The organism is Paenibacillus sp. Marseille-Q9583 (assembly GCF_976954365.1).
The window spans coordinates 13161-39224 of the sequence record NZ_CDRJTB010000013.1; the positions used below are offsets into that span (position 1 = coordinate 13161).

General features: G+C 44.8%; 20 protein-coding genes. 6 read left to right on the top strand and 14 right to left on the bottom strand.

The features are described from left to right. Positions 1-24: 24 nt before the first annotated feature. The 8 genes from abc-f to ACWNM1_RS08670 all read right to left on the bottom strand — a co-directional run bounded on the left by abc-f (position 25) and on the right by ACWNM1_RS08670 (position 8568). Positions 25-1875: a ribosomal protection-like ABC-F family protein gene (abc-f, locus tag ACWNM1_RS08635; RefSeq protein WP_449600674.1), complete on the bottom strand. Its 1851-nt coding sequence runs from the start codon at positions 1873-1875 to the stop codon at positions 25-27. A gap of 382 nt (positions 1876-2257) precedes the next feature. Further along, the gene (locus tag ACWNM1_RS08640; RefSeq protein ID WP_449600675.1) at positions 2258-3172 is read right to left on the bottom strand and encodes a L,D-transpeptidase family protein; all 915 of its coding nucleotides are present in this window, start codon (positions 3170-3172) and stop codon (positions 2258-2260) included. Positions 3173-3376: 204 nt separating this feature from the next. Then, positions 3377-3769 (bottom strand): VOC family protein, encoded by a 393-nt coding sequence (locus ACWNM1_RS08645; protein WP_339245508.1) that lies wholly within the window; start codon positions 3767-3769, stop codon positions 3377-3379. A 149-nt stretch (positions 3770-3918) separates the two neighbouring features. Continuing rightward, positions 3919-4617, bottom strand: a complete 699-nt coding sequence (locus tag ACWNM1_RS08650) for a copper homeostasis protein CutC (protein WP_449600676.1) — start codon at positions 4615-4617, stop codon at positions 3919-3921. 153 nt (positions 4618-4770) lie between these two features. Next, positions 4771-5739 (bottom strand): sugar phosphate isomerase/epimerase family protein, encoded by a 969-nt coding sequence (locus tag ACWNM1_RS08655; protein WP_449600677.1) that lies wholly within the window; start codon positions 5737-5739, stop codon positions 4771-4773. After that, a complete protein-coding gene (locus tag ACWNM1_RS08660; RefSeq protein ID WP_042124690.1) occupies positions 5740-6471 on the bottom strand; it encodes a ThuA domain-containing protein in 732 nt (243 codons plus the stop codon). Between the two features lie 59 nt (positions 6472-6530). Continuing rightward, positions 6531-7607, bottom strand: coding sequence for a Gfo/Idh/MocA family protein (locus ACWNM1_RS08665; RefSeq protein WP_449600678.1), 1077 nt, complete (start codon positions 7605-7607; stop codon positions 6531-6533). Positions 7608-7614: 7 nt separating this feature from the next. Beyond that, entirely contained in the window at positions 7615-8568 is a 954-nt protein-coding gene (locus ACWNM1_RS08670; RefSeq protein WP_042185433.1) for an AraC family transcriptional regulator, read from the bottom strand. Between the two features lie 392 nt (positions 8569-8960). Between ACWNM1_RS08670 and ACWNM1_RS08675 the strand changes: the two genes are divergently transcribed. From ACWNM1_RS08675 to ACWNM1_RS08695, 5 genes are all read left to right on the top strand, one after another. After that, positions 8961-9965 (top strand): LacI family DNA-binding transcriptional regulator, encoded by a 1005-nt coding sequence (locus ACWNM1_RS08675; RefSeq protein ID WP_076284001.1) that lies wholly within the window; start codon positions 8961-8963, stop codon positions 9963-9965. Between the two features lie 155 nt (positions 9966-10120). Continuing rightward, a complete protein-coding gene (locus tag ACWNM1_RS08680; RefSeq protein ID WP_149646583.1) occupies positions 10121-11380 on the top strand; it encodes an ABC transporter substrate-binding protein in 1260 nt (419 codons plus the stop codon). Positions 11381-11462: 82 nt separating this feature from the next. Next, positions 11463-12329: a carbohydrate ABC transporter permease gene (locus ACWNM1_RS08685; protein ID WP_042185429.1), complete on the top strand. Its 867-nt coding sequence runs from the start codon at positions 11463-11465 to the stop codon at positions 12327-12329. After that, on the top strand, positions 12326-13147 hold the full coding sequence (locus ACWNM1_RS08690; protein WP_170880249.1) for a carbohydrate ABC transporter permease: 822 nt from the start codon (positions 12326-12328) through the stop codon (positions 13145-13147). The genes ACWNM1_RS08685 and ACWNM1_RS08690 overlap by 4 nt, the downstream gene beginning before the upstream one ends. A gap of 36 nt (positions 13148-13183) precedes the next feature. Further along, positions 13184-14872, top strand: a complete 1689-nt coding sequence (locus ACWNM1_RS08695) for a glycoside hydrolase family 13 protein (protein ID WP_449600679.1) — start codon at positions 13184-13186, stop codon at positions 14870-14872. Positions 14873-14916: 44 nt separating this feature from the next. Here ACWNM1_RS08695 and ACWNM1_RS08700 read toward each other — a convergent pair whose 3' ends face one another. From ACWNM1_RS08700 to ACWNM1_RS08725, 6 genes are all read right to left on the bottom strand, one after another. Continuing rightward, positions 14917-18480 carry a hypothetical protein gene (locus tag ACWNM1_RS08700; protein WP_449600680.1) on the bottom strand — a complete coding sequence of 1188 codons (3564 nt, stop codon included), beginning with the start codon at positions 18478-18480 and terminating at the stop codon, positions 14917-14919. Positions 18481-18552: 72 nt separating this feature from the next. Then, positions 18553-20325 carry a hypothetical protein gene (locus tag ACWNM1_RS08705; RefSeq protein ID WP_449600681.1) on the bottom strand — a complete coding sequence of 591 codons (1773 nt, stop codon included), beginning with the start codon at positions 20323-20325 and terminating at the stop codon, positions 18553-18555. A gap of 64 nt (positions 20326-20389) precedes the next feature. After that, on the bottom strand, positions 20390-21979 hold the full coding sequence (locus ACWNM1_RS08710) for an extracellular solute-binding protein (RefSeq protein ID WP_449600682.1): 1590 nt from the start codon (positions 21977-21979) through the stop codon (positions 20390-20392). A 51-nt stretch (positions 21980-22030) separates the two neighbouring features. After that, entirely contained in the window at positions 22031-22912 is an 882-nt protein-coding gene (locus tag ACWNM1_RS08715; RefSeq protein WP_036680390.1) for a carbohydrate ABC transporter permease, read from the bottom strand. 12 nt (positions 22913-22924) lie between these two features. After that, positions 22925-23869: an ABC transporter permease gene (locus ACWNM1_RS08720; protein ID WP_449600683.1), complete on the bottom strand. Its 945-nt coding sequence runs from the start codon at positions 23867-23869 to the stop codon at positions 22925-22927. A 33-nt stretch (positions 23870-23902) separates the two neighbouring features. Then, positions 23903-24988, bottom strand: a complete 1086-nt coding sequence (locus ACWNM1_RS08725) for a glycoside hydrolase family 88/105 protein (RefSeq protein WP_449600684.1) — start codon at positions 24986-24988, stop codon at positions 23903-23905. Between the two features lie 170 nt (positions 24989-25158). On the opposite strand from ACWNM1_RS08725, the gene ACWNM1_RS08730 reads away from it, so the two are divergent. Then, positions 25159-26028, top strand: coding sequence for an AraC family transcriptional regulator (locus tag ACWNM1_RS08730; protein ID WP_449600685.1), 870 nt, complete (start codon positions 25159-25161; stop codon positions 26026-26028). The last annotated feature ends 36 nt before the right edge of the window (positions 26029-26064 follow it).

A 26064-nucleotide genomic window follows, 5' to 3' on the forward strand; every position in this document is an offset into this window, starting at 1 on the left:
GAGCTAGGTTGTGTCGGTTCTTCCCTATGAGTGTATAGTTTTTTCCTTACCCTCTATTTCCTGAATCTGTGCCCTCAGATTAACGATTTCCGCCATTAACGCTTCATTCTCCTCCTCTGTATCCCTAGTTCCGCTCTGGATCAGTTGATTCAGACGCAGCTGCAGAAGAACGAGGTCGTCCTCAAGGGCCTGTTCTTTACGGGTAAGCACTCGACTCCTGTCTTTCGAGGTGTATTCCTCATAGGAGCCTTGAAAAAACTTCGGTGCCTGAGTCGGTGCTAGTATTACCAAACGATTAGCTACTTTAGTGTGAAGGTACCGGTCATGTGAGACCATCACAATTCCTCCAGGATATACCCTTAGCGCTTCTTCTACACGTTCCCTAGTGTCAATGTCCAGATAATTGGTGGGTTCATCCAGTACTAATAGGTTAGCTTTTCCAAAGTACAGTTTAAGGAAAGCTACACGACATTTCTCCCCCAGACTTAAATCACCAATTGGTTTAAAGACATCCTCCCGCGAAAATAAAAAGCAGCCCAGAATCGTCCGTGCCTCCGTTTGGGTCATACCTGGCAGTTCAAGCAAACTATCCAAAATGGTGGACGACACCGCTAGATTATCGAGCTCTTGCGCAAAATAACCAACCTTCGTACGTAGATGCAGCCGCACTTCACCTTTGCTAGGTTGATGAATACCAGCAATCAGCTTCAGCAAAGAAGACTTACCGACACCATTTGGACCCAGAATAGCGAGACGATCTCCTCGATTCAATGACAAACTGAAATTTTTCAGTACAGGCGCACTACCCTTATATGCAAAATCAATCTCATGGAGTGACAGCAAAGTGTCCGCCATAAATGCTTCACTTTCCAGCTTCATCTTCAGCTTACTTGTCTCGCGTGGTAATTCCACACGGTTCTTATTTAAGCGTTCGAGTGCAGCTTCCTTCGCATGAAGACGAGATACGTTCTTCTTTGATTTCGCACGCAGGAAATCATGCTGTCCGGCAGCACGGTGTGCCTGTTGGAACCATTCGGAATACCTTCTGATGCTCTCTAGCAGCTTCTCCTTTTCCTGTTCCTGCTTCTTATATTGTCCCTCTAGCGTTCGCGCCTCTACCGCCTTCTGCTCCCGATACTGCGTATATCCACCCGAATACCGGCGACACCCCTCTAGACTAAGCTCCAGCAACGCCGTCGCCGTTCGATCGATGAACGTACGATCATGCGAAACATAAAGCACAGTTCCGGGATAGGTATGAACCCATTGTTCCAACCACTCCATCGTTTCCCCATCTAAGTGATTCGTCGGCTCATCTAGAATCAACAGCTTCGGCTGCTGGGCTAACAATGCTGCCAATTGAACGCGTGTCTTTTGCCCACCGCTTAGCAATGGGTAAGGCACATTCCAAACCGAACGCTCAAGTTTGAGCTGCTTCAAGCATTTTTCGGCTTTAGCCTCCCAGTCATATCCACCAAGCTGCAAGTATTGATCGTACACTTCGGCGTATTCAGCCAATCCCGCTTCACTCTCGTCGTCCTGCTCCTGCAACCTTTGACTGAGAAATTCAAGCTGGCGCTTCAATTGGGGGAGCTCTGGCGATCCGGCGATTACGTAATCCAAGGCGGTCACTTCTTCGGATACTTCTAGCTGCTGATCCAGCACACCCCATTCCTCACGTGGCAAGCCATGATAGATACTTCCCTCCTCAAAGAGGAGGCGACCGATCAGCCCCTTAAGTAATGTGGTTTTGCCGATTCCATTACGACCGAACAAGAGCACACGCTCTCCTTCTGATATCTCAAAGGACACCTTCTCGAATAACAGGGTCCCGTTCCATTCTTTACGTAAATTTTTTGCTTTTATTAAGGTCATATTTCATTCCTCCGATTATATTGCAAATAAAAAACCGCAGCCAGCGGTCTGCGGTCAAATAGCGTATGATGGGGGGAAATATGCCATAACATGAATAGACTACGGCCGTGATCACCTGCTGTATGCAGAGTAAACCAAACAATAGATAGATCTATTCATATAAAAGCAACGTAAGACCCCCGACCGACACACGTATCCCTGACCGTTATCACCCTGAACGGGTGATCCGTGACTTGTGCATATGCACTTCACAAGCTCTATGGTCTTCTTCTAGGAAACGTGTTAGTTATTCATTAGTCGGTGGTCCTCCGTCATTGTCCGAATTGGTTTGAATGAATATAGTATATACCCATTTAAGCCAGAATTAAAAGTTCAAGAATAGTTATAAAATAATCTTTACCGACTGAGACTGTGAACTCCATTGCACCTGAATACCAAATAATTCGGGCAAAATGCTCAGCGGAATCATCAATCGACCATTTTCAATACGGGACGCCGGTATCATAAGTGTCTTTCCATTCACAACAGCCTGATCGGATAAAGGCTGATGTGCCACTGTACGATCTCCTATCGTAATTAGCAGTGCACCTGTTCCAGCTTTGCTCTGTAAAGTTCCACCTAACAAGGCTACGGATTCTCTCAGCGGAACAAACACACGGGAGTTATCCATTAAAAAGGGATCTTTTAGCTTTGTCGTGACTCCATCCATCTCAAAAGCTCCAGCAAACATCTTACTTCCTACGGAATACCCATTTTTAGTCGCAATACTCTCCATAGCCAGTGTGCTTGTTGTAATAATAACCCTTGTATTTTTAGCTATTTTTGGGTACAGCCAGTGGATGTCATCATTGTGCATTCGAATACATCCGGCGCTAACATACTTTCCTATGGAGGACTCATTATTATTGCCGTGAATCGCATACGTGGTACCATAAGTTCCGTTCACTTCTAGCCCTAGCCAGCGGTCGCCAAGTGGATTGGCCGGATCACCCCCGGGTATTTTTTCTTTGTAATAGGGTCTGTTCTTTACTTTAACTACCATTTTGAAGCTGCCTTCGGGTGTCAGTTCCTTCGACTTCCCCGTTGCGACTGGAAAGATCTTTACCAGCTTACCATCACTGAAATACGCGAGTTTGTTTGTTTTTTTGTTCACGATAATCAGATCTGATCCAGCAGCAGCTTCCGCCTTTCCCACACCTGTAAAACATGCAGCGAACAGAAGCCCAAACACTAGCATCAGCTTCACATACCGCTGTAATGAAGATTGAAACTGGCCACCCGAAACGAAAAATCCCAATTTTCTCCACCTCCATATATAAAGACGAAATCATTTCAATTTTGTTGCATGCCAACCTGTACCTATTCTTTTCAACTCGTCCCCCACATTTGACGCAGAGATTGCAATACTGTAACCAAGTGAACGCACATTAAAAAAGCCGACCTTTGGATAACCAAAGATCAGCTCTATATTTTATATGCTCAGTATTTCATGATTAGACAACTAATGTTTCTTACCTGAACCAAATGCAATCACGTACCCATCCGGATCTTTAATCGCAAAGTCCTTCCAGCTCCCCCAGTCTGCTTCCTGAAGATCAGGCTCTTGAACAAATTCTGCTCCTTTACCCTTTAGCTCTTCATATAGCTCGTCAAGCTCAGAATGAGTCTCCACATAAGCATAGGTGTCCCACGGAGTGATCTGACCTTGTCCAGCTATATTTGGTTGTACATCTTCCGTACGAGCTGCCTGTATTAGCTTGAATCCCAGTGCAAATTCATCGCGTACCGCCCACCAGTCATTCACTTCACAGCTTAACACTGTAGCGTAAAATTCCTTGGAACGTTCCAGATTGGATACTAACCTTACTTGAACCGAGAACTGTACCTTACTCACTGTGGATCATCCTCCGATTGTCATATTTGGCTTGATCAACATTTGCAAATTTAATATTCCGATTTTATAATATCATCCAATATGAGGAAATTAAATCGAAATCAACGGACAAGCCTATCGGAGAATGAAATCAATAAGTACCGGTGAGGTTACTGCTCTTTTCTTTGATCCAAAAAGTTTCGAACAGCCTGCAGGCGAAGAGGATCTATCGGTTTTAGCGCATCTCCATCTTCTCTAACGGCTGAACCGAAATGCACTCGGCGCACACCCGTTTGTTTTATAAAATCACTTAACCCGTCTGCCGTTAACCCACTGCCAGCAAGAATAGATATAGATTGCTTCGAGGTAAGCTGCTCCAGCGCAGCAAGACGTTCCGCACCTTTAGGGGCTGTATTCTCGGCTCCTGATGTTAGAATGTCAGTAATTTGAGGATAACGCATCAATATTTCTAACGCCTCAAATTGATCTCTCACTTCATCAAAAGCACGATGGAATGTCACCTCCAAACCTTTTGCAGTACGAAGCAGCCTTTGAAGTGACTCTTCGTCAATTGTCCCATCAGGGCGTAACATGCCCATTACGACAGATAACCCACCGATAGATACGATATGCTGAATATCCTTCTCCATGGTTTCTATATCATCCTTATCATAAGAAAAGGATCTGGCATGGGGTCTAACCATTACCCTGACCGGGATAGAGACAGCATTGCGCACTTTTTCAATAAGTCCCAGACTGGGCGTCAATCCCCCTTCACTGATCCCAGTGATCAATTCAATTCGATCAGCTCCATAACGCTCGGCCAGTACTGCATCACTTAATGTTGTAGCAATAACTTCTAGTAACATTGTTGTCTCTCCTTTATTCATCTTAGAACCTTGCTTTCTGCTATTTTCTTCATCCGCACATTATCCTAACCCACATCCACATAAACACGCAAAAAAAGATCTTGATCCTCTACAAATACTAGAGAATCAAGACCTTTCGTTCTTAAACTATTCTTACGCCCACCACATACCTTGTGGTTGATCGCGAATAAGAATGGATTGCAAATTGGTTACTGCACGTTGGAAGCCTTCGTCTACCGTCATAAGAGGGTCTTCATGCTCGATACTGACCACATAATCATAACCGTAAGTACGCAGCGCACTCATGATATCCGACCATTCAGATATGCTGTGTCCACAGCCAACGGAGCGGAAGGTCCATGCGCGGGTCTGTACATCGCCGTAAGGCTGCATATCCGTCAGACCATACATATTAATATTGTCCTGATCCAGGTACGTATCCTTGGCATGGAAATGATGGATCGCACCAGCTTTACCAAGAATCTTGATCGCACCTACAGGATCGATGCCTTGCCACCACAGATGGCTCGGGTCTAAGTTCGCGCCGATCGCATCACAGGTTGCTTCTCTAAGCTTCAGAATCGTGTAAGGAGTATGGCAGAGGAATCCGCCATGAAGCTCAATACCGATCTTAACGCCATGCTCCTCAGCCAGCTTACCAATTTCCTTCCAGTAAGGGATCAGTTTTTGCTCCCACTGCCAGGTTTTGATGTCGCTGTACACGGTAGGCCAAGGTGTAACTGGCCAGTTCGGTGCTTTTGCATCGTCGCTGTCTCCCGCGGTTCCCGAGAAAGTGTTCACTACCTTAACGCCCATTAGCGAAGCTAGCTTGATCGACTTACGCAGAATTTCGTCGCCTTCACGAGCTTCCTCTTTATCCGGCGAAATCGGGTTATTATGGCAACTGAATGCACTGATCATAATGCCACGTTTCGTGAACTTCTCCAGATATTCCTTACGTGCTGATTCGCTGGCAAGCAGCTCATCTGTTGGACAGTGGGCATTTCCGGGATTGCCTCCTGAACCGATCTCTACCGCATTCAAACCAGCAGCAGCGATTTTATCAAGCATCTCATCGAGAGTCAAACTTCCAAATACAGGATCAAATACGCCTAATTTCATTTATAATACCACCTTTTCTTTGATTGGCTCCAAAGCTTCAGAATGTCCGTAAACTGGATAATCACGCTTCGTTGGTGCACACCAGTTCACACCATTGATGATCACTCTTTGGATTTCTTTGTTGTAATAGGTTGGATAAGATTCATGGCCGGGTTGGAAATAAAAGATCTTCCCGTTCCCGCGACGATAGGTCGATCCGCTTGGGAACACATTGCCGCCTTCAAACCAGCCGACAAAAATTAGACTTTCTGGTGCTGGCACATCAAAATGTGCTCCGTACATTTCCTCTTGCTCCAAATCGATATATTCACCAATGCCCTCAGCAATCGGGTGACTTGGGTCCATGACCCAAAGACGCTCCTTCTCCCCTGCTTCACGCCACTTTAGATCACAGCTGGTGCCCATTAACTTCATGAATATTTTGGACATATGACCCGAATGAAGAACTACTAGCCCCATGCCTTGAAGCACTCTTTGGTGAACACGATTTACAATCTCATCACTAACTTCTTGATGGGCAACATGTCCCCACCAAATCAGTACATCCGTGTTATCCAGCACTTCTTGTGTCAGTCCATGCTCCGGTTCATCCAGCGTAGCTGTCTGAGCGTCCAGTCCTGCTTCCTGAAGGAAGCTTGCCAATTGTCCGTGAATCCCTTGCGGATAAACCTTGAGAATTCTCTCTTCCTGCCGTTCATGGCGGAATTCATTCCATACCGTTACTCTGGTCACTTGGGACACGCTCCTAGTTCATAGTTATCTATGTCGTTAAGCTTTATTGATTATTCAAATTAGTCAAAAAATACAGGCATGCCAGTCTCAGAAGATTTATAAATAGCCTCCAAGATGCGGGTAACAACAAGTGCCTGTTCTGGCTTCACTACAGGCTCGGTGTCATTGACGATGCTTTCGATCCACTGAGTAGCCTCCGTCAATGCAGGATCATCTCCCGCGCCATCATAAAAGTCAACGCCACCGGCTTCCAGACTGATATGCTTCTCGAATGTCTTGCCGTATTCTTCTCCGTTAATGCGCAGGCCGTTCTCCATATCCGCTCCACCTTCAGTACCGCAAAGCACAGTTTTAGCTTCACCAACATCAAGGGTATTCAGCGCCCAGCTTGCTTCGAGAACGATGCTAGCTCCATTCTCCATAGTAATGAATCCAATGGCGGAATCCTCAACTGTAAATTTCTCAGGATCCCACGGGCCCCAAGCGTTCGCAGCGTTTTTACGACCGGACAGCTTATGATAAGCGTTACCGACAACATACTTTGGTTTGTAGTTATCCATCATCCAAAGAGTCAAATCAAGGGCATGAGTACCGATATCAATCAATGGACCTCCGCCTTGCGCTTCCTCGTCCAGAAACACGCCCCACGTTGGAACGGCACGACGACGGATCGCCTTAGCTTTAGCATAATAAATCTCTCCAAGACCATCATTCTCGCATACCGTATGCAGATAAGCTGAATCTGGTCTGAAACGGTTTTGGTAACCGATGGTCAGCTTCTTCCCAGTTCGTTTTGAAGCATCGATCATTGCTTGCGCTTCTTCAGTGGTTTTAGCCATTGGCTTCTCGCACATTACATGCTTACCTGCCTCCATTGACGCAATGGAAATCTCCGCATGGGAAATGTTCGGTGTACATACATGAATTACATCTATACTTGCATCTTTAAGAAGTTCTGTATAATCCGTGTAAACTACAGAGTTCTCATCCCCAAACTCCGCCTTTGCCTTTTCTGCACGCTCAGGAACGATATCGCAAAAAGCAACCATTCGCGCACCTTCTACTTTTTTTAATGCTGGCATATGTTTGCCGTTAGCAATGCCTCCGCAGCCGATAATTCCTACTGTTAATGTCATCTTTGTCTTAACCTCCACTTGTTCCTGTTTTGATATCTCTATCATACAAAGCCCGGGGGCGTCTTTCTTCCTGCATTCTTGCTGTATTATTCCCGAATATTGTCTTATGGTATTTTAGGGGGGATATCCCCGTAGCATCCTTGAAAAAATGATGGAATGTCTTCACGCTGCCAAACCCGGCGGCTTCCGCCACCGCAGACATCGGCAAATCTTCATTGATTAAGATCCATTTAGCTTTGTTAAGCCGATATTCGTTTAAGAAAGCTATAAAGGTCATACCAGTATTCTTCTTGAATAGCTTGGTAAAATAATACGGACTAAAGCCCATATAGCTAGCTACCTCATTCAGCGTAATGGCTTCCTGGTAATGTTGCTCTACATAGATAAAAATCCGCTCTAATCTTTCCAGTGTTTCTCTGGACTGGTTCAGCGTATCTTCCGAGAACTTAGGCTGTTTATTGAGTGCACTCTTCGGTACTTCCCGTAAAATAACGGTCAATAGTTCAAACAATCTAGCTTTGATTAAGTAAGCGTACCCATCTCTTCGCTGCACGTCTTCCTCATAAATACTCTCAATCAGCCCTTTGATCTTCACGGCGGTTGCTTCGGGCCATTTTGAACTAGAATGCTCCATAAGCGTAAAGACCTCACGAAGCGAATAATCACTTCCGCTCAAAGCTGCAACTTCCTGAAACAGGTTAAGATCGAATTGAATGACTACCCGTTCGCTTTCAGGTGAGGCGAGAAAATAATGGACATCCCCACCGTTGATAAATTGAACCTCACCCTGCTCCATGTGAATAGGGGTATCATTTATTCCCAGATTTAGACTTCCTTTAGTTACATATATAATTTCAATTTCTTTATGCCAATGCGGATAGCACAGCGTATCTCCTCCACATAGTAAACTTCTAAAAGGAAAATGCTTATCCACATCTGGAATTTCGAGATAAATATTCATAAGCGCAGCTCCTTATCCGGTTAAACACTAAACCAATGATAAACATGTCAATCCGATTTCACGTAAGCGTTTACTGTCTAAATGTTAGTCCTCTAATATTCTTTTGTCAATTCTGGGTCTCTGTATTCTTAATATCCTGCTCCAACTACATTTTTTCCTCTTACACACCACTTTAACAGAGATTTTCTGGTAATTTAATCGGTTTCATTCTATTAAAAAAAAATCACCTTTCATGGTTCTTATCATTCACATATTTTTTAAGTGGAGTTGACAAGCATACCTGTCAGGATTTATATTCAGGGTAAGCGTTTACGTAATACTTTTTAATGAATTTGATTTTCGAAGCGTAAACGTTTAATCTAAGGCTAACCGTAATCTAAGGAGTCGTATGAATGAACCCAACAATTAAAGATGTTGCACAAAAAGCGAACGTTTCCATTGCAACAGTCTCTCGCGTGCTAAACAATTTAAGTGGGTACTCCGACAAGACGAAACAAAAGGTAAATGAAGCTATCAAAGAACTCGGCTATCAACCCAACGCGATTGCTCGTGGTCTAATCAATAAGCGTACGCAGACTATTGGTGTAATGTTTCCAAGTGTTTCTGGAGCGTTCTCCTCCGATCTGCTTAAAGGCATTGAGGAATTGGCCAATGACCGTAATTACAGTGTAATGGTCTGTAATACCGACCAGGATGGTAAACGAACGTTAAAGTACTTACAACTCTTAAGGGAGAAGCAGGTCGATGGCATTATTTACTCTAGTGAGGTCTTGAAGAAAGAGTATTACGATGTGCTAGAAACCATGAAGATCCCAGTTGTGTTGGTTTCTTCCCAAACGGAATTTGCCAGTGTACCTTACGTGAAAGTAGACGATTACCAGGCTGCTTATGATGCTACCCTCTACTTAATTTCCAAAGGTCATAGCAAAATCGCCATGATCAGCGGAAATCCAAGCGATGCTATCGCTGGTGCACCCAGAGCCGAGGGATATCGTAAAGCGCTTGAAGCGAGTGGGATTCCTTTCGACAGCCGCTATCTCACCTTTGGAGACTTTCTGTATGAAAGCGGGAGCATTGCAATGGAAGCTCTCTTGGAGCAAGCCCCTGATGTCACTGCCGTCTTTGCCGCTAGTGATGAAATGGCGATTGGTGCTCTTTCCACGGTCATCAAATATGGTTTAAGTGTTCCCGACGATATATCCATTATGGGTTATGACGATCTTGGAATGGCGAAAATGATTATTCCTCCGTTAACTACAGTGCGTCAACCACTGTACGATATTGGTAAGATCGCCGTGGAGAAGCTTATTCAGATGATTGAAACAGGCGAGACTGTAGATAGCAAAATTGTCGATCACTTAATCGTGGAAAGACAAACGGTAAGATCACTTACCTGAGTCTTTTTACCCCTTTTACGTAAACGTTTACTCTCTCTATTGGTGATGCATATCTGCCGCCTATAAGTAGCAGAATATCAATTAGTTTTCATTTACGTACATGTTTAATCTTTTACATGTTCATAATACCAACAAATTATTAGGAGGATTTAATCATGAAAAAAACAATCAAACCCGTAGTGGTTAGCGTACTGGCTATGTCCGTACTTAGTGCCTGTGGTAGCAATGCGGCTGACAACAGCGCAAATAGTGGTGGAAATGCCTCCTCCGGTGAAAAGGTAAAAGTCGAGTTTTTCCAAAATAAAACCGAAGCCAAAGCCACCTTCGACAAGCTGGTTGCGAAATTCAATGAAGCTAATCCAAATATTGTTGTCACACAGGTTAACCCGCCAGATGCTGAAACGGTATTGAAAACTCGTGCAGCGAAGAAAGATATTCCTGACGTGGTAGGGATCGGAGCAACTGACACCTACAAGACGTTATCTGGCAGCGGTCTTTTTGAAGATTTCACAGGTGATCCACTCGCTGAGAATATCCAGCCAGCATATCTTCAAATGCTGAAAGACCTGACGGGTTCGGACGAACTAAATGGTCTTCCATTCTCTTCAAACGCAAGTGGTGTCATTTACAATAAAGCGATGTTCGCTGAAGCCGGTGTTACTGTTCCAACTACTTGGGATGAGTTCATGGCTGTCGCTCAAAAGTTCAAGGACAGCGGTAAAAATGCTTTTTACCTGACACTGAAGGATTCATGGACAACACTTACGCCGTTCAACTCCCTCTCCACGATCATTAAAGGAAATGATTTCTTCAAGGAGCGTGCGGCAGGCACTGTAACCTTCGCAGACAGCTTTAACGAGGTTGCTGAAAAGCTGCTTAAGCTGACGGAATACGGACAAAAAGATATTTTTGGTAAAGGTTACAATGACGGAAACACAGCATTCGCTAAAGGTGAATCCGCAATGTACCTGCAAGGCGTATGGGCGATCCCAGAAATCGTGAAAGCCAATCCATCCATTGAACTTGGCGTATTCCCATTCCCAGCAACAAATGATGCTGCCGATAACAAAGTCATTTCTGGCGTAGATACGTTGCTGACGATTTCCAAGAACACTAAACATAAAGAAGAAGCAAAGAAATTCGTAGACTTCCTGCTTCAACCTGAGAATGTTAGCCTATACATCAATGAGCAAAAAGCATTCCCGGCTGTACAAGGTGTAACACAAGATGATCCAACGATGGATGGCTTCAAAGAAGCGTTTACCGCTGGCAACTTGGCTGACTTTGCTGACCACTACATCCCAAGTGCGATGAAAGTGGATACCATCAACCAATCCTTCTTGCAAAAGAAAGATATTAAAGCTTACCTAGAACAGCTTGATAAGGAATGGGATAAAGTAGCTAACCGGAAATAAACTGATCAGACAAACATGAACCGCGAAAGAGAACGGGGCTCCCCCTCTTCTCTTTCGCTTTTACAATGAGGAGGATTACATGATGGCCAAACGCCGAGTCGCCTTTTATCTGATGACTATACCGGCATTACTTCTTTTCTTTGCCTTCCATACCTTTCCTGCAATCCAGGGTATATATTATTCGTTCACGAACTGGGACGGCTTTAGTGACAGCTTTGATTACGTAGGATTTAAGAACTTCATTAACATTTTTCAAGATGAAAATGTGTTGAATTCATATGTGTTCACTTTTAAATATGCCATTCTAACCACTATTCTTATCAATATCATCAGCTTGTTGATTGCGCTTGGACTTAACGCCAAAATTAAAGCTAAAAACTTTTTCCGTGGCGTATATTTCTTGCCGAATATCCTCAGCGTATTGATTGTTGGTTTTATTTTTAACTACTTGTTCGCTAATGTATTCCCTATTTGGGGTGCGAAAATCGGCAGCGAATTCCTATCACAGAACATTCTCGGTAACTCCGACTGGGCTTGGATCGGTATCGTCATTGTAGCCGTTTGGCAGGGGATTGCTTATAACACGATTCTCTATCTGGCGGGTCTTCAAACCATTCCTCATGATCTTTACGAAGCTTCCAATCTGGACGGCGCTAGCCGCTGGAGAGAATTCTGGAGCATTACGTTCCCAATGCTTGCTTCCTTCTTCACCATCAATATGGTGCTCGCAATGAAGGGCGGTCTGATGGTATTTGACCAAATCGTCGCTTTGACAGGCGGGGGTCCAGGTCGTTCGACACAATCTATTGCCCACTTAATCTACACAGGCGGCTTCCAAGGCGGAGAATTTGCTTATCAATCGGCGAACGCCGTAATTTATTTTATCGTGATTGTCGTTATCTCCGCCCTTCAGCTTAAATTTCTGCAGAAACGGGAGATGGACTTATGATCAAAAAATCAACCAATTGGCCTGTAACGATTCTTATCGCCCTAGGCTCACTACTGATCCTGTTTCCGCTGTACATGACCATTGCCATCGCACTCAAGAATCCCGAGGAAATGGCTCAATCTATCTTCTCACTGCCAACTGGCCTGCATTTTGAGAACTTCTCCAATGCGATTAAGGCAACGAATTTCTTCAATGCATTAGGAAATAGTACCGTGATTACCATTACAACAGTTGTGTTCATATTGCTTACCAACTCCATGGTAGCCTATGCTATTGCACGAAATATGAAACGAAGATTTTTCAAAGTGCTTTACTTCTATTTTATTAGCGCTATGTTTATCCCTTTCCAGATTATTATGCTGCCTGTGGTCAAAGTGACTACCGACCTGCACATGAACAACATTGTAGGGATTATTATTCTATACGTCGTTTATGGTCTGGCCTTTAACGTATTTGTTTACACCGGTTATATCCGTTCCATTCCGTATGAACTGGAAGAAGCGGCTACAGTAGACGGTGCATCGACCTTCGGAACGTTCTGGAAGATTATTTTTCCACTTCTTGCTCCTGTTAGTGCAACGATCGGTATCCTGTCTTGTCTATCCACTTGGAATGACTTTATGCTACCGCTGGTTCTGCTCGGCGATCAGGATTCCTACACACTTCCGCTGGTACAATATGTATTCCAGGGGCAGTTCAGTACAGATTTCAACTTAGCTTTCGCTTCATATTTGCTCGCATTAACCCCGATGCTCATCGTCTATTTGTTCGCACAAAAATGGATTATCAGCGGACTTACATCAGGGTCCATTAAATAAAATAGTAAGTCTATATAGAGATAGGAGATTACAACCTTGGATAAAAAATGGTGGAAAGAAAGCGTAGTGTATCAAATTTACCCCCGCAGCTTTAAAGACAGTAACGGGGATGGTATTGGTGATCTGCAAGGGATTATTTCGAAACTCGATTATTTAAATCATCTTGGTGTCAACGTGGTGTGGCTGTGCCCAGTGTACCAGTCGCCTAATGACGATAACGGTTATGATATCAGTAATTATCAAAGTATTATGGATGATTTCGGAACGCTCTCCGATTGGGAGGAACTGCTTGCTGGTCTTCACAGCCGTGGCATGAAGCTGATTATGGACCTTGTGGTCAACCATTCCTCAGATGAGCATGCCTGGTTCGTTGAGTCCCGCAAATCGCAGGATAATCCTTATCGTGATTATTATATCTGGCGTCCTGGAAAAGACGGCCAGCCGCCGAACGACTGGGGCTCCTTCTTCAGTGGATCAGCTTGGGAATACGATGAGAAATCGGAGGAATATTACCTCCATCTCTTCTCCCGTAAACAACCGGATTTAAATTGGGACAATCCAAAGCTCCGCAAGGAAATCTACGATATGATGACCTGGTGGCTGGATAAAGGAATTGACGGATTCCGCATGGATGTAATCAACCTGATCTCCAAGGTACCGGAATTACCTAGCGTTTCTGGGGAAAGTAACGGAGAACAGCCTGCGTACCACTTCGGTGGAGACTATTTCGTTAACGGTCCACGCGTACATGAGTATATGCAGGAAATGAACCGTGAGGTGCTATCCAAGTACGATATCATGACAGTGGGCGAAGCTGTTAATGTTACTCCAGAAGAAGCTTCACTGTATGTTTCCGAGGATCGTAATGAGCTGAACATGGTATTCCATTTCGAGCTCATGGACGTCGATTCCGGTCCTGGAGGTAAATGGAATGTACAACCTTGGAAGCTGGCGGACATTAAGTCCATTATTTCCAAGTGGCAAGTCGCACTCGACGGTAAGGGTTGGAATAGCCTGTATATGAACAACCATGATCAGCCGCGTATGCTATCACGCTTTGGAGATGATAAGCTGTTCCCGAAAGAGTCTGGCAAAATGCTAGCAACACTGCTTCACACGCTCCAAGGTACACCTTACATCTATCAAGGTGAAGAAATCGGCATGACAAATGTACAATTTGCTTCCATCGATGACTATAAGGATATTGAAATTGTAAATATGTATAAGGAATACTTGGCTGCCGGACACTCGGAAGAAAAAATTATGAATTCCATTTACATCAAAGGCCGGGACAATGGCCGTACGCCGATGCAATGGAACTCGGAACCGCAGGCTGGCTTCACTACCGGCACTCCGTGGTTGGCTGTGAACCCTAACTATAAAGATATCAACGTAGATAAGGCACTGGCTGATCCCGATTCTATTTTCCACTACTATAAGAAGCTAATTGAACTGCGTAAGCAGCATGAGATTATCGTATACGGAAACTATACTATCTTGGCCGAGGAGAATGAGCAGGTATATGCTTATCTGCGTACTCTTGGAGAAGAACAGCTACTGGTTGTATTGAATTTCTTTGGAGAGCCTGCAACCTTCGAACTTCCTTCTACTGTGAAATTCCAAGCGAAGGAATTGCTTATTGCCAACTACGAAGTAAATCCAGAAGAAGAAATAAACACAATTCAGCTTCGTCCTTATGAAGCTCGTGTATATAAGCTTAAATAATTTGAAAAGGAAGAAGTCCTCGCGGCTTCTTCCTTTTTTTGATACTACTCTGTCTGAAGTTGATTCACTGACATTAATTCCAAATCATCAGCATCAATTTGGCCGTCCCCGTTCAAATCTAATATATATGAAAATTGTTCTGGATCGTCTCCTAATGAACGGTCTAGTTGTCCCCTAAGCAAAGACAAGTCTGATCCTTGAACGAGATGACCATCAATTAAAGCTGCTTTCCCCCCTTTATCAATAAACAGGGAGTGCCCGTCATACAACACCAGTTGCATCCCTTCATCTTCAATCATCAATACACGAAGTACGTCCGTTCGTCCTGTATACTTCGCAACCGATTTGACTGTAAAACCGGACGCCTCTGCATTAGGCTCGATTTTACTAACGAAGTAGACCCAGTCTCCTTCTTTATAGGATACAGGAAGTGTACTGTCCGTTACTTGAACAGTAATCTTGTCGCTGTTGGCGAACTGAACGATATTTCCGTTGTTCGCGGATGAACGAACATTCGTTGGATCCCATAACGCTTTTGAATATAAATCATCCATAATTTTTCCGTGTGCAGTAACAAATCCTGCGCTTAGCGCCCCCTCATCTGCAATGGATAACCATGTCGGCTTTGCTGCTCCTCCAGCGGGTGCATTATCCGCCTTCAACATCGGGAATCCGGTAATTCTGGCCGTCCCCGCCACAAAAGCAGGTGCTGATACAGAACCGCTATCCTGAGCTAAATCAAGCAGTGGCGTACCGTCCGTGCCGTAAAGACCATTAATACGAATCCGATCAAGCTCATTCTCCCCCGGAATATACACCCGATTCGGTACAGACATATATGGCAAGCCGATCAGTTCACCAAGTGATAAATAGCTTTGAGCAGACCCGAACCGGACCGCTAAAAGGTTATATAACGATTTGCCGTCGGTGATGTAATATTGCTTCGTCAAATTAACTTCATTCGCTGTCGTACCTTCATCTTGGTGTACATAATAAGAGGGAAGCTCATAACTCACTGTAAGCTGTTTGATATCATCGTATTTCCAGTTTCCGTCAGCCCCTTTTGCATACCAACCGTTCACTCGATCGATTTTTGGGAAGCCTAGTTTATCGGGATCATCCTTTCCGGTATCGTGCAGGCTCTCCATGAAATCGGTGCCGGATACAGAAATATTAAGCGGCTGCTTGGAATCGGATTTAAAATAAACCGATACCTCTCCTTTGCGCATGCTGCTATCTTCCAGCTTCTGCTGCTGAGTACGATCCCATGGATATTGCTTGATTGTTTCGTACATTTGCAGCGGACCATGTACCGCTAGATGTCCCAAATTGGCTGTATCCCCGTATGACATTACAGGAGAGCCGAACGATTTGATCAAAAAACGACCGAGATCCACTTGCAGTGCATGACCCCAGTACGAAAGCCCTGAAAAGTTCCCCATATTATAAGCTGAGCTGCCGCCCTCGTTATGCCGCGATCCCGCAAAAATCCACCCATCCGCGGACATACGCATGTTGAAATAGTTCGCCATTTCCAAGCCATCCTGATATAGCAGTTCCTTCACATCACCATAACCAGCATCCTGATAGGGAAGAGCCTGCATAATACCGGCTAAGTCGCTTAACGAAACGCCCGCATAACTCACGTCAAATCCATTAACCTCGTAAAAAATATCATAACCATCTATATTTTGCCGCGCGGCCTTGCGCATGCCACCAGACGCTATCGGGAGATTTGTGCCGTCGATGCCTGCGGCATAATAATCGCGAATTTCTCTTTTCAACGCATCATCCTGGATCAGGTTCGCCATCTGAATCCCACCTAACAAAGCGACAAGTGATTGGTTCATAGACTGCTGTGTATTGAATTGGCTTACCCGAGTGAGCCATTTCCACATTGACAAAGCTTTCTCCTTGGCATCCTCCATTTGCTGTGGCGTAAACAAGTCGTCTCCATACTCGATAGCAGTAGCCAAGTTATGCAGACCAAAGGCTGTCGTTGGATAATCCGCCCCTGTTGTAGCACCACTTACGCTGTATGGAACATAAGCTGTCCCACTGTTAGCCTGACCGGGCATTAACTTGCTTGCATTAGCAATATTATCGATTGCTGTGACTCTATTGTTTAAATAAAAATCAAGTCCGTCTCTAGCACGTTTGGCAAGCACCTCGTCTGTTTTACCGCCGCGGACCCAGTTGAAAGCGAGCATCCCTATCGTACCGAAGCCAGCCTCCGTACTGCTGGCCTGTTGATCTACACCAATGTATGAGACATTATCAAAGACTACCTTGCCTTGGGCATGATTGCTCCGCAGTTCGATCCGCACATAATAAACCGGATATGGAGTATCGAAGACGCCATTGATCCCCTTCCACTCTCCCCCTGTCGGATCTCCATAAAAGCTCTGGCTGCCGATTTGCTCCTTCCTTTGATTAAGATAGATAAGACGAGCTTCTACGCCATGTTCTTCGGTAGAGGTAAAACCCGGTTCTGTTTTGTACTTCACGTTGAAAATGCGATAATCCCCACCAAACTGCCGCGTCCCGTTACCAGATGCGGACAGCGTATTGCTCAGAAGAGCGACAGCCGAGGTGGATGAGGACACAATTCGGCCACCCTTTCCACTATAACCTCCAGCGACCGACGGTGTTATGGAATCCACCGATCCGCTTTCTGTCACCGGCGTCCATGAAACAGACGATTCAAATCCGGCGTTCGGAACTGCTGCTGTTCCTTTCGTTGCATATGGAATCTGATCGCTTCCAACCGATGTGTTCACACGCATCAGACGGACACCATCCCACATTACGGTTCCTTTACTCTCATCCAAGCCTACTTGCACAATAATGCCAGCAGGCTGCTGTGGAGGAACCGTCACAAGCCCGCGAATCTCTTGCCAGTCTACCGCACTGGATGCAGCATTGAACACATAAGGGTCTCCAATCGGGGTACCACCCTGATCCACAAATGTGACTTTGCCGTAAATCCCCTGACCTTGTGGTGTTGTCATAACCTGATCCGCTTTATAGAAAGCGCTGAAAATCATCAGGCTGCCAGGCTTTAGCGTTACGTCAGCGGGATTTATGTAGTCCACCAAAACATGTAGCGGATTACTTATATGCTGTACGAGCGCAGCACCGCCAAATGAATGCGCTGTCATTTTAAAGTAACTCTTACCCTCCAGAGCCGCCGAAACATCCTGTTGCCAAGTGACACTTACCTGTTCTTCTGCTCCTTCGGCTTCGTCAATAATACTCCAGCATTCCGCTATGCCAGATGCACCGGACTCAAAACCGTAATTATCTGTAACGTTTCCTGCGGTTAAGGTATCTCCTGTGACATATACTTTTTGCGGATAATTGTCAAAACGTCCATCAGGCTGTTGATTGGCAATGAGGTTCTGTTCAAAAAAGTCCAGCATTACTTCACTTCTGGCCAAATTAGGATAGACATTGTCTACCCTATCGTAATAGATCGGTGTGTCCGGTGTCATGGTCGTTAGCCCGACAGCTTTCACTGCCGGACTACCGGCAGTGATTGTGAACAGTATGGTGAGTACCAGCGAGTACCACCGTTTGCTTGGGTTTCGTTTCAATCTATCCTTCATAGTTGACCTCCCACACCTTAATAGTTACTCTTACATGTTTTTGTCGGAGCGAGCGTGAAGCTGCTCCTCCTTTTACACCGACCATATCGGCGCTCCCGCTTCGATCTTAATTCCTATCCTTCCAGCAGCCTGCTCCATCGTTTGACGGAATGGCAATACCCCGGTTGGTACCTGTAATTTCAACTTTTTGCACGGATCCTCATAAGTAAGCTGTAACTGCCCATCTTTGTTTACCATACTTATACCGGCAAGCTTAGCAAGTATTTCTTCCTCTGAACCATTCGCATTTTCAACCACTAATCCGAACGCAAGATGTGCTTCCTTTAGTTCGGTTAACTTTAACTCCTTAATCGCTCCTTCATATAGGATGATTTCCAGAGAAGTTGTTGTTTCTTCTTCTATCACGCGAAGCTGCGGTATATAAGCTCCAAAACGGTAATCATCAAACACAAGCCCAATCGTTACATATGGAGAACGGATTAACAGCGGTTTGCCCGCTTCTATCTGCTCCGGCATCACCAGCTGACTTCGTTCTCCACCGAATTCAAATCGAAAGAGTAAGGAGGTAGCTTTCACCACTCCATGAATAGGGTCCAAGACAAAATGTTTGTCACCATGATCCGCACAGAAATGAGCGATGCCAAGCAGCATACCACGATGCTGAACCGTGTGTAGCAATCCAGAACTAAAATCATATTGGTCATGAAGACAGCGGAAACGCAGGCTGGAAGCATGCCCTCTCTCTCCCCAGTACGCGGTCAGTGGTCTGCGCTGATTCCACAGATCACAATGGTTAAAAGAACCAAGAGCTAATTCAGGCGTCAGGTAAGAAGATGCAACTACCGGAATAGCTCCTTTAACTATCACCTTTTCCGAGTATGAAGCTGCGCGTGACTCCTTAAAATAAGACACATATTGTTCCGGCATATTTAACCCGACACGTACCCAAAGCGCGCTGATCTCCAGCTCATCCTCATCCAAGAAATGGAGACGTCCCTGCCCTGCAAGCTGTAAGAATGACAATAATCCGTTGCCTTGCAGCGTTTCGTATGATCGGCTATGGGGTCCTGCCCATTGTCCAGTAGTGCTATGATAATGTTCGGCGATGGAAGCCCACGCCATGTCATGCAGTTCACGGATCATTTCTAAACTGGCTGTATCCCGTATATGTCTGAGCATAAGTGACAAATCTTCAATCGCTACAATGGTATAAGTCGGACTATTGTACTCCGTAAATGCACCATGCAGTGTGCAATATTCATGCAGAAGCTTCAATTTACTCCGTCCGTAAGTGAACAAGTCCTTGTTGTCGAGCAGTTCCCCTGCAAGCAGTGCTACGTAAGTCCCCATAATACAAATATTCGTATACGAGGGTAATACATTGCGCTCTTTAATTAACTCAGCAGCTGCCTCCAGTGAATTCTTAATTGGACCCTGTAGTTCAGCCGGCAACTTATCGCCATGATCCACATAGGCCTGAATGAGCGCTTTCCCACAGAAGTCAGCCCAATTGCAATCAGGAGAGGCCATATCGGCGACTGATTCTTCCATATAATAAGGCCAAATTCCGTAATAAGGGTGTTCTCTATCTAGCTCCTGGAAGTCGAGCAGACGACCGATCATTTGCGCCGCAAGTTCGGCATCGCCCTCATCTTGGCGGTCTAGTAAAGATAAGGCGAAATAAAACGATTCACGAATCATATGAACCTCTGCGTCGCGCACATTAGTATGATAATTGTAGGTTGGGCCTCTCCTAGTCTTAAGTGCAAGCCACTGCTTGTCGAAATCCTTCCACTGCTTCTCTACAACATCTTTGTAGACCTGTTGGATTGATGAATTCATCATATGTCTTGCCCTTCCTTTACAAAGGATAATTTGAAAATATCCCCCGGAAACCGGGGGAGAAGCTTTATTTTTTAGCGTTTTTCAGTGATTCATTAAATTCTTGCGTCACTTTTGTACCATCTTTGTCCATGAACGATTTAAGCGCGTTGTCCCATTCCTCAGAGCTCAATTGACTCATGACGTATTTCACTTTGGCTTTTACAAGATCCATGTACATATCCGGAGTGTTTTGTTCTGTAGGGGAATGAAGTCCGGCGATGGGGCTTACTTTCAGATGCTTTAGCAAAATATCGTTAGCAGCGATTTCCAGTGCCAATGTTTCAGGATCATCCGAATCTTTTGTATAGTTCGTGTTCTCCGGATTCGGAAGTGCTTGAGTTGGCAAAATATATCCGCCTCCAAGTTTTTTCAGCTTATCCTTATCGGTCACTTCAACACTGCCGTCACTATTCGTTTTGAAGGTAACGCCATCAAGCCCATAGTTTTGCAATTTGTTGTATTTCTGTACACCGTCTACAACATAACCATTTTCCGTGGACGGACCGTAGTCAAGCCATTGCAGAATCGTCTTCACTTTATTCTTATCTTTCGCGGCCTCAGCACTGATAAAGATGACACCGACATTACCCGGACCAGATACAACTCCGCTTTCGCCATTAGGTCCAACCGGAGGTTCAAATGCAGTTAGCTTAGCCCCAGGTGTAGTCACTGGAACGGTCGAAGTAAAATTACGGATCATCGAAACAAAGTCGAAGGCAATTCCGCCTTTTCCGTTTTTGAAAAATTTATCCTGTGCCTCATTCGCTTGGTTCAAGACGAAATCAGGATCAACCAAGCCTTCGCTGACAGCTTTTTTCAGCCAATCCAGATAAACTTTATATTCAGGCAGTGTTTCGTTCATAACAAGCTGACCATCCTTCAGCACCCAGCCCGAGCCGTCAAGACCGAAACTGTATAACAGGTCGCCTGTTCCCCAAAATTCCCGTCCATTGAAATCGCCTGCTCGACCAGTAATTTCACCAAGCTGCAGCCCATACGTATCCTTCTTCCCGTTGCCGTCCGGGTCATTATTTGTCATCGCCTGCATGGTAGCGTACAGCTCATCCAATGTCTTCGGAACAGGCAAGTTCAATTTATCCAGCCAATCTTGGCGGATCAGCGGCGCGTTTGGAGCAGCGAGCAATGAACGTGCAATAGGAATACCGTAAACCTTCCCATCATAGCTGACATTATCATAATGAAGCTGGGTATATTTCAAATTCGGGTACTCCGAAATGTACTCGTCGAGCGGAGCGACGGCTCCTTGCTTGATGAGCTTGATCGCAGTTGCATCGAAATTAAAGGTAAATACATCAGGCATCGAGCCAGAAGCGACCATCGCATTGAATTTTTCCTTAAAATTAGAGTTTGGAATCGGTGTGAATTTTAGATCCATATTGAACTTTTCATTCAACCATTTGATTCCCTCATTGTTATTAACATCTGGAACAGTGTTCACGTTCATCGAGAACTCAATTGGCACTGGCTTGGATGGAGCATTGGCAGTCCCCTCAGAACTACCTCCCTTCGAATTGCCACAGCCAGACAAGACGAGCGTTCCCCCAATCAGGGCAGTGAAGCAGGTATAAACATTTTTTCTAGACAGCATTTTCATTTGATATTCCTCCTTGGAATAAATCGCTTACTTTAATTATCGAGGGGAAATCTACCCTTTGATTGAACCGATCATGACACCCTTCACGAAATACTTTTGTAAAAAAGGATAAACAATAACAATCGGTGCTGTAGCCACAATAATCATCGCCATTTTGATAGGTTCAGCCAGCTGCATCATTTGATCCTGATCAATCATGGAAGCGTTAAGCTCCGATGAACTCAATACCAGAAGCACTTGGCGCAAGAACACTTGCATAGGCCATTTGAGTGGGTTGTTGATATACAATATCGCTTGAAAAAATTCATTCCAATGTCCGACGGCGTAAAACAGGATCATGGTCGCTATGATTGGCATAGACACAGGAATCACAATGCGGAAAAAGGTACCGAATTCCGTACATCCGTCAATCGTCGCTGACTCTTCGAGCCCATCTGGAATCGTCTGCATGAATGATTTTACGATAATGATGTTAAATGCACTTGCCGCTCCGGGAATGATAAGCGACCAAAGACTGTCCAGCATCCCCAGATCTTTAACTAGAATAAATGTTGGAATCATCCCGCCACTGAACAGCGTAGTAAAGAACACCATCATAAGCATCGGATTACGGAACGGCAAATGCGATTTCGATAGTGCATACGCGAGCGTAAATGTAACGATTAGATTTAGCGCTGTTCCTACTACGGTGATAAAGATGGTAACGCCCAAAGCCCGAATTAAATCCCCTTGTTTGAAAATATAGCTGTATGCCTCCAGTGACCAGCCACGCGGCCAGAGAACAAGACCCCCTCTGCTCAGCCCAACCCCGGTAGAAAGCGAAGAAGCAAGCACATTGACAAAGGGTAGCAACATGGCAGCCGACACAAGAGCAAGTAGTACATAGTTCAAGCGGTCAAACAATCTTTCGCCAAGGGTTCTTTTGAATCTCATAATTTCACCTCTTTAGAATATTCCTTCTTCACCCAGTTTTTTGGTCAGCTTGTTTGCACCCAGAATTAAGATGAGTCCTACCAGAGAGTTGAACAAACCCGCCGCTGAGGCAAAGCTGAAGTCCCCTTGAAGAATACCCTCACGGTACACAAAAGTAGGAAATACATCACCAACATCCATAACGAGCGGATTCAGCATCAAGAAGATTTGCTCGAAGCCGACATTAAGAATATGGCCAAGCTGCAGTAACAGCATCATGATGATGGTTGGGCGGATCGAAGGAAGCGTGATGTTCCACAACTGACGCCAGCGGCTTGCTCCATCCATTACCGCTGCTTCATAGAGTTCAGGTGATACGCTGCTTAGTGCAGCGAGAAAGATGATCGTTCCCCACCCTGTTTCCTTCCAGATATTTTGAAGTACGATGGTTATTTTAAATAGCTCAGGCATCATCATCCAATTCTTGACCGTTCCTCCGAGCATGACTACAAGCTCATTGACGAAGCCTGTTGAAGAAAACATCAGTGAATAGATCCCAATGACGATGACCCACGATAAGAAGTGAGGTAAATAGACGATCGTTTGCACCCATCGCTTGTAAAGTGCATTCCGAACCTCATTCAGTAAAAGCGCCAGTACAATCGGTGCAGGAAAGAAAAAGATAAGCTTCAGCACACTGATCACGAGTGTATTACTTAGCAACCTGATAAAATTGTCCCCTTGAAAGAAGTCAATAAAATGTTTAAACCCGACCCAATCACTTCCGAAAAAACCCTGAAACGGACTGTAATCTTGAAACGCGATCAACACGCCCCACATTGGCACATAATGAAAAATAATAAAATATATGATGCCGGGAAGCGCGAGCACATACAACCTGCGATAGCGATACATGCTGCGCAATACCGATCCCTTTCGGGGGCTGGTCAGAGGTGACGCTGACTTTTGTAAGTTCATACCTAACCCTCCAGAACAAAAAATAGCTTTCGTTTACTCATTTCCGAAGCACTCCGAAAAGAGCATCAACACAAGCCCTTGACCATACAAGGTCGGTATACGCTCAATCGTTTGATACGCCTCGATGGTCGGCATGATCGGTGTACCTCCGGAAACACTGCTTACTTCTCCGGCAGTATTAATACATCCCAAAACACCCTTTAAAGCTTTTAACACGTGTACTCCATAGGTTTCTTCCAACAGACCTGTACGGATAGCCAGCAGTATTCCGCAGGCAATACCCGCGCTTCCCGACGTTTCTTGGTAAAAGTCTGTCCGGTCCATTACCGTGTGCCATAGACCGTTGCTGCTTTGGTATTTGATTAAGCCATCCATCATGCGCTTGTAGCTAGACCTTATATCAGACGGGATTGTGACTAGTCCTACGATGTCCTGCAAGATTTCAGGTACGGCTATACAAACCCATGCATTCGCCCGCGTCCATCTGGCAGCGGATAAATGATTTCTCTCGGCACTGTTCCAGCCGTGGAATAGAACCCCGGTCACTTCGTCCTGCAGCAACCGCATATGCAAGCTGACCTGCTCCAAAGCCTGTTTTGCAAGATCCGAATCTTGCGTTAATTTGGCTGTGCGGGCAAGCAGTAGTACAGCCATAAACATTGTATCTGCCCATACCTGCTCTGGGAAGCTACCTTTCTCCGTGACGGTATGCTCAAATGCACCTTCTCGCGTTCTCGGGGCCTCTCGTACCATCCACTGAGAGATTTGTTTCGCTTGGTCCAAATAATAGGTTTCTTTGGTTAATTCATACAGCCTGGGAAAAATGGCGAACGGCGCCATCGAATTAATAACTTTCATACGTCCTGCTTTTTCTTGATTTCTTTCGACCCATCTAATTAAATAATCAAGAACTTCCTGGTTTCCCGTCTTCTCGTAATAATGCAGCAATGCCATCGTACCTACACCAGGGACCCAGTCCCATTCATTGATGTTCATTCCCCAATCGGTAGATCTGCTTTCCGTCATATATCGATACACACGATCAGCAGCATGTCTTATTTGTTCATTTATTTCAATAATCATTTCTTTAATTCCACTCCTCTGGTTGAATACCGCCATACAATATATCGCCACCTCCCAACGGCGCTATTAGCGGCCTGAATCCAAGTATATTATGAAAACGGATGCAATTCTCTCGATGAATTGCGTAAAACCATACCGATATTGCTTTATTGATTACGAGCCTATATGATGTATGAAAGCGCATTCTAATACAGGAGGAGTGGAGTATGGAAGACCGAACTTACCAATCGACTGACGTTTTCGTGAACAATAAATTGCAAGAACTACCCATTCATATGAAGTATAGAGAAACTGAACAAACTTTTTACATGAACTTCCATTCCCATGCCGGATTTGAGATCTATATTTTTCACGAAGGCACTGGTTATTTTTTAATAGAAGAAAATATCTATCCGCTTGAAGGCAACGACTTGATTCTGATAAGCTCCCTAGAATCTCATAAAAGTTCTCCTAAGTTGCAAGTGCCCAGCACACGTACCGCCATCCACTTTCTCCCTGAACTCCTGGATTCTGAAATTCAGCAACGATTTCTCGGTATGTTTGACCGCAGAAACCAGCATAGGCATATACGAATGAGCGGTGAACGTCTGCGTCATTTCGAATATCTCCTAGATCGACTGCAAGAAGAATATGTAAAGCTGAATACTGGTGACTTTTTGGCTATGCGAATTTACCTCAATGAGATGCTGCTTGAAATACACCGCCTTGTGTTTAGCGGAGAAGAGCATGGTCTTGAGCCCATTGAGAGAAATACAATTAATGTTAAAATCGAAGAAGCGGTAAAATATTTATCCAAAAACTTCACCGCTGATATTTCGCTCGAAAAGCTTGCACAGGATTTATATATCAATCCGTATTATCTGTGTCATTTGTTCAAAAAAACGATTGGTCTGACTATAACCGATTTTCTAATCCAAACACGGATTCACCACGCCAAGCGGCTGCTCACAAATACTAGCATGCCGATCACAGAAATCTCGGAAGCCGTGGGTTTTAACAGTTTCTCCTATTTTGGTCGTGCTTTTAAAAAGATCGTCGGCACAACGCCGCGCACCTATCGCAATAAATCCATGTAACAATTTGTATAGCCCTTACTGCACAGCAAAAAGGAG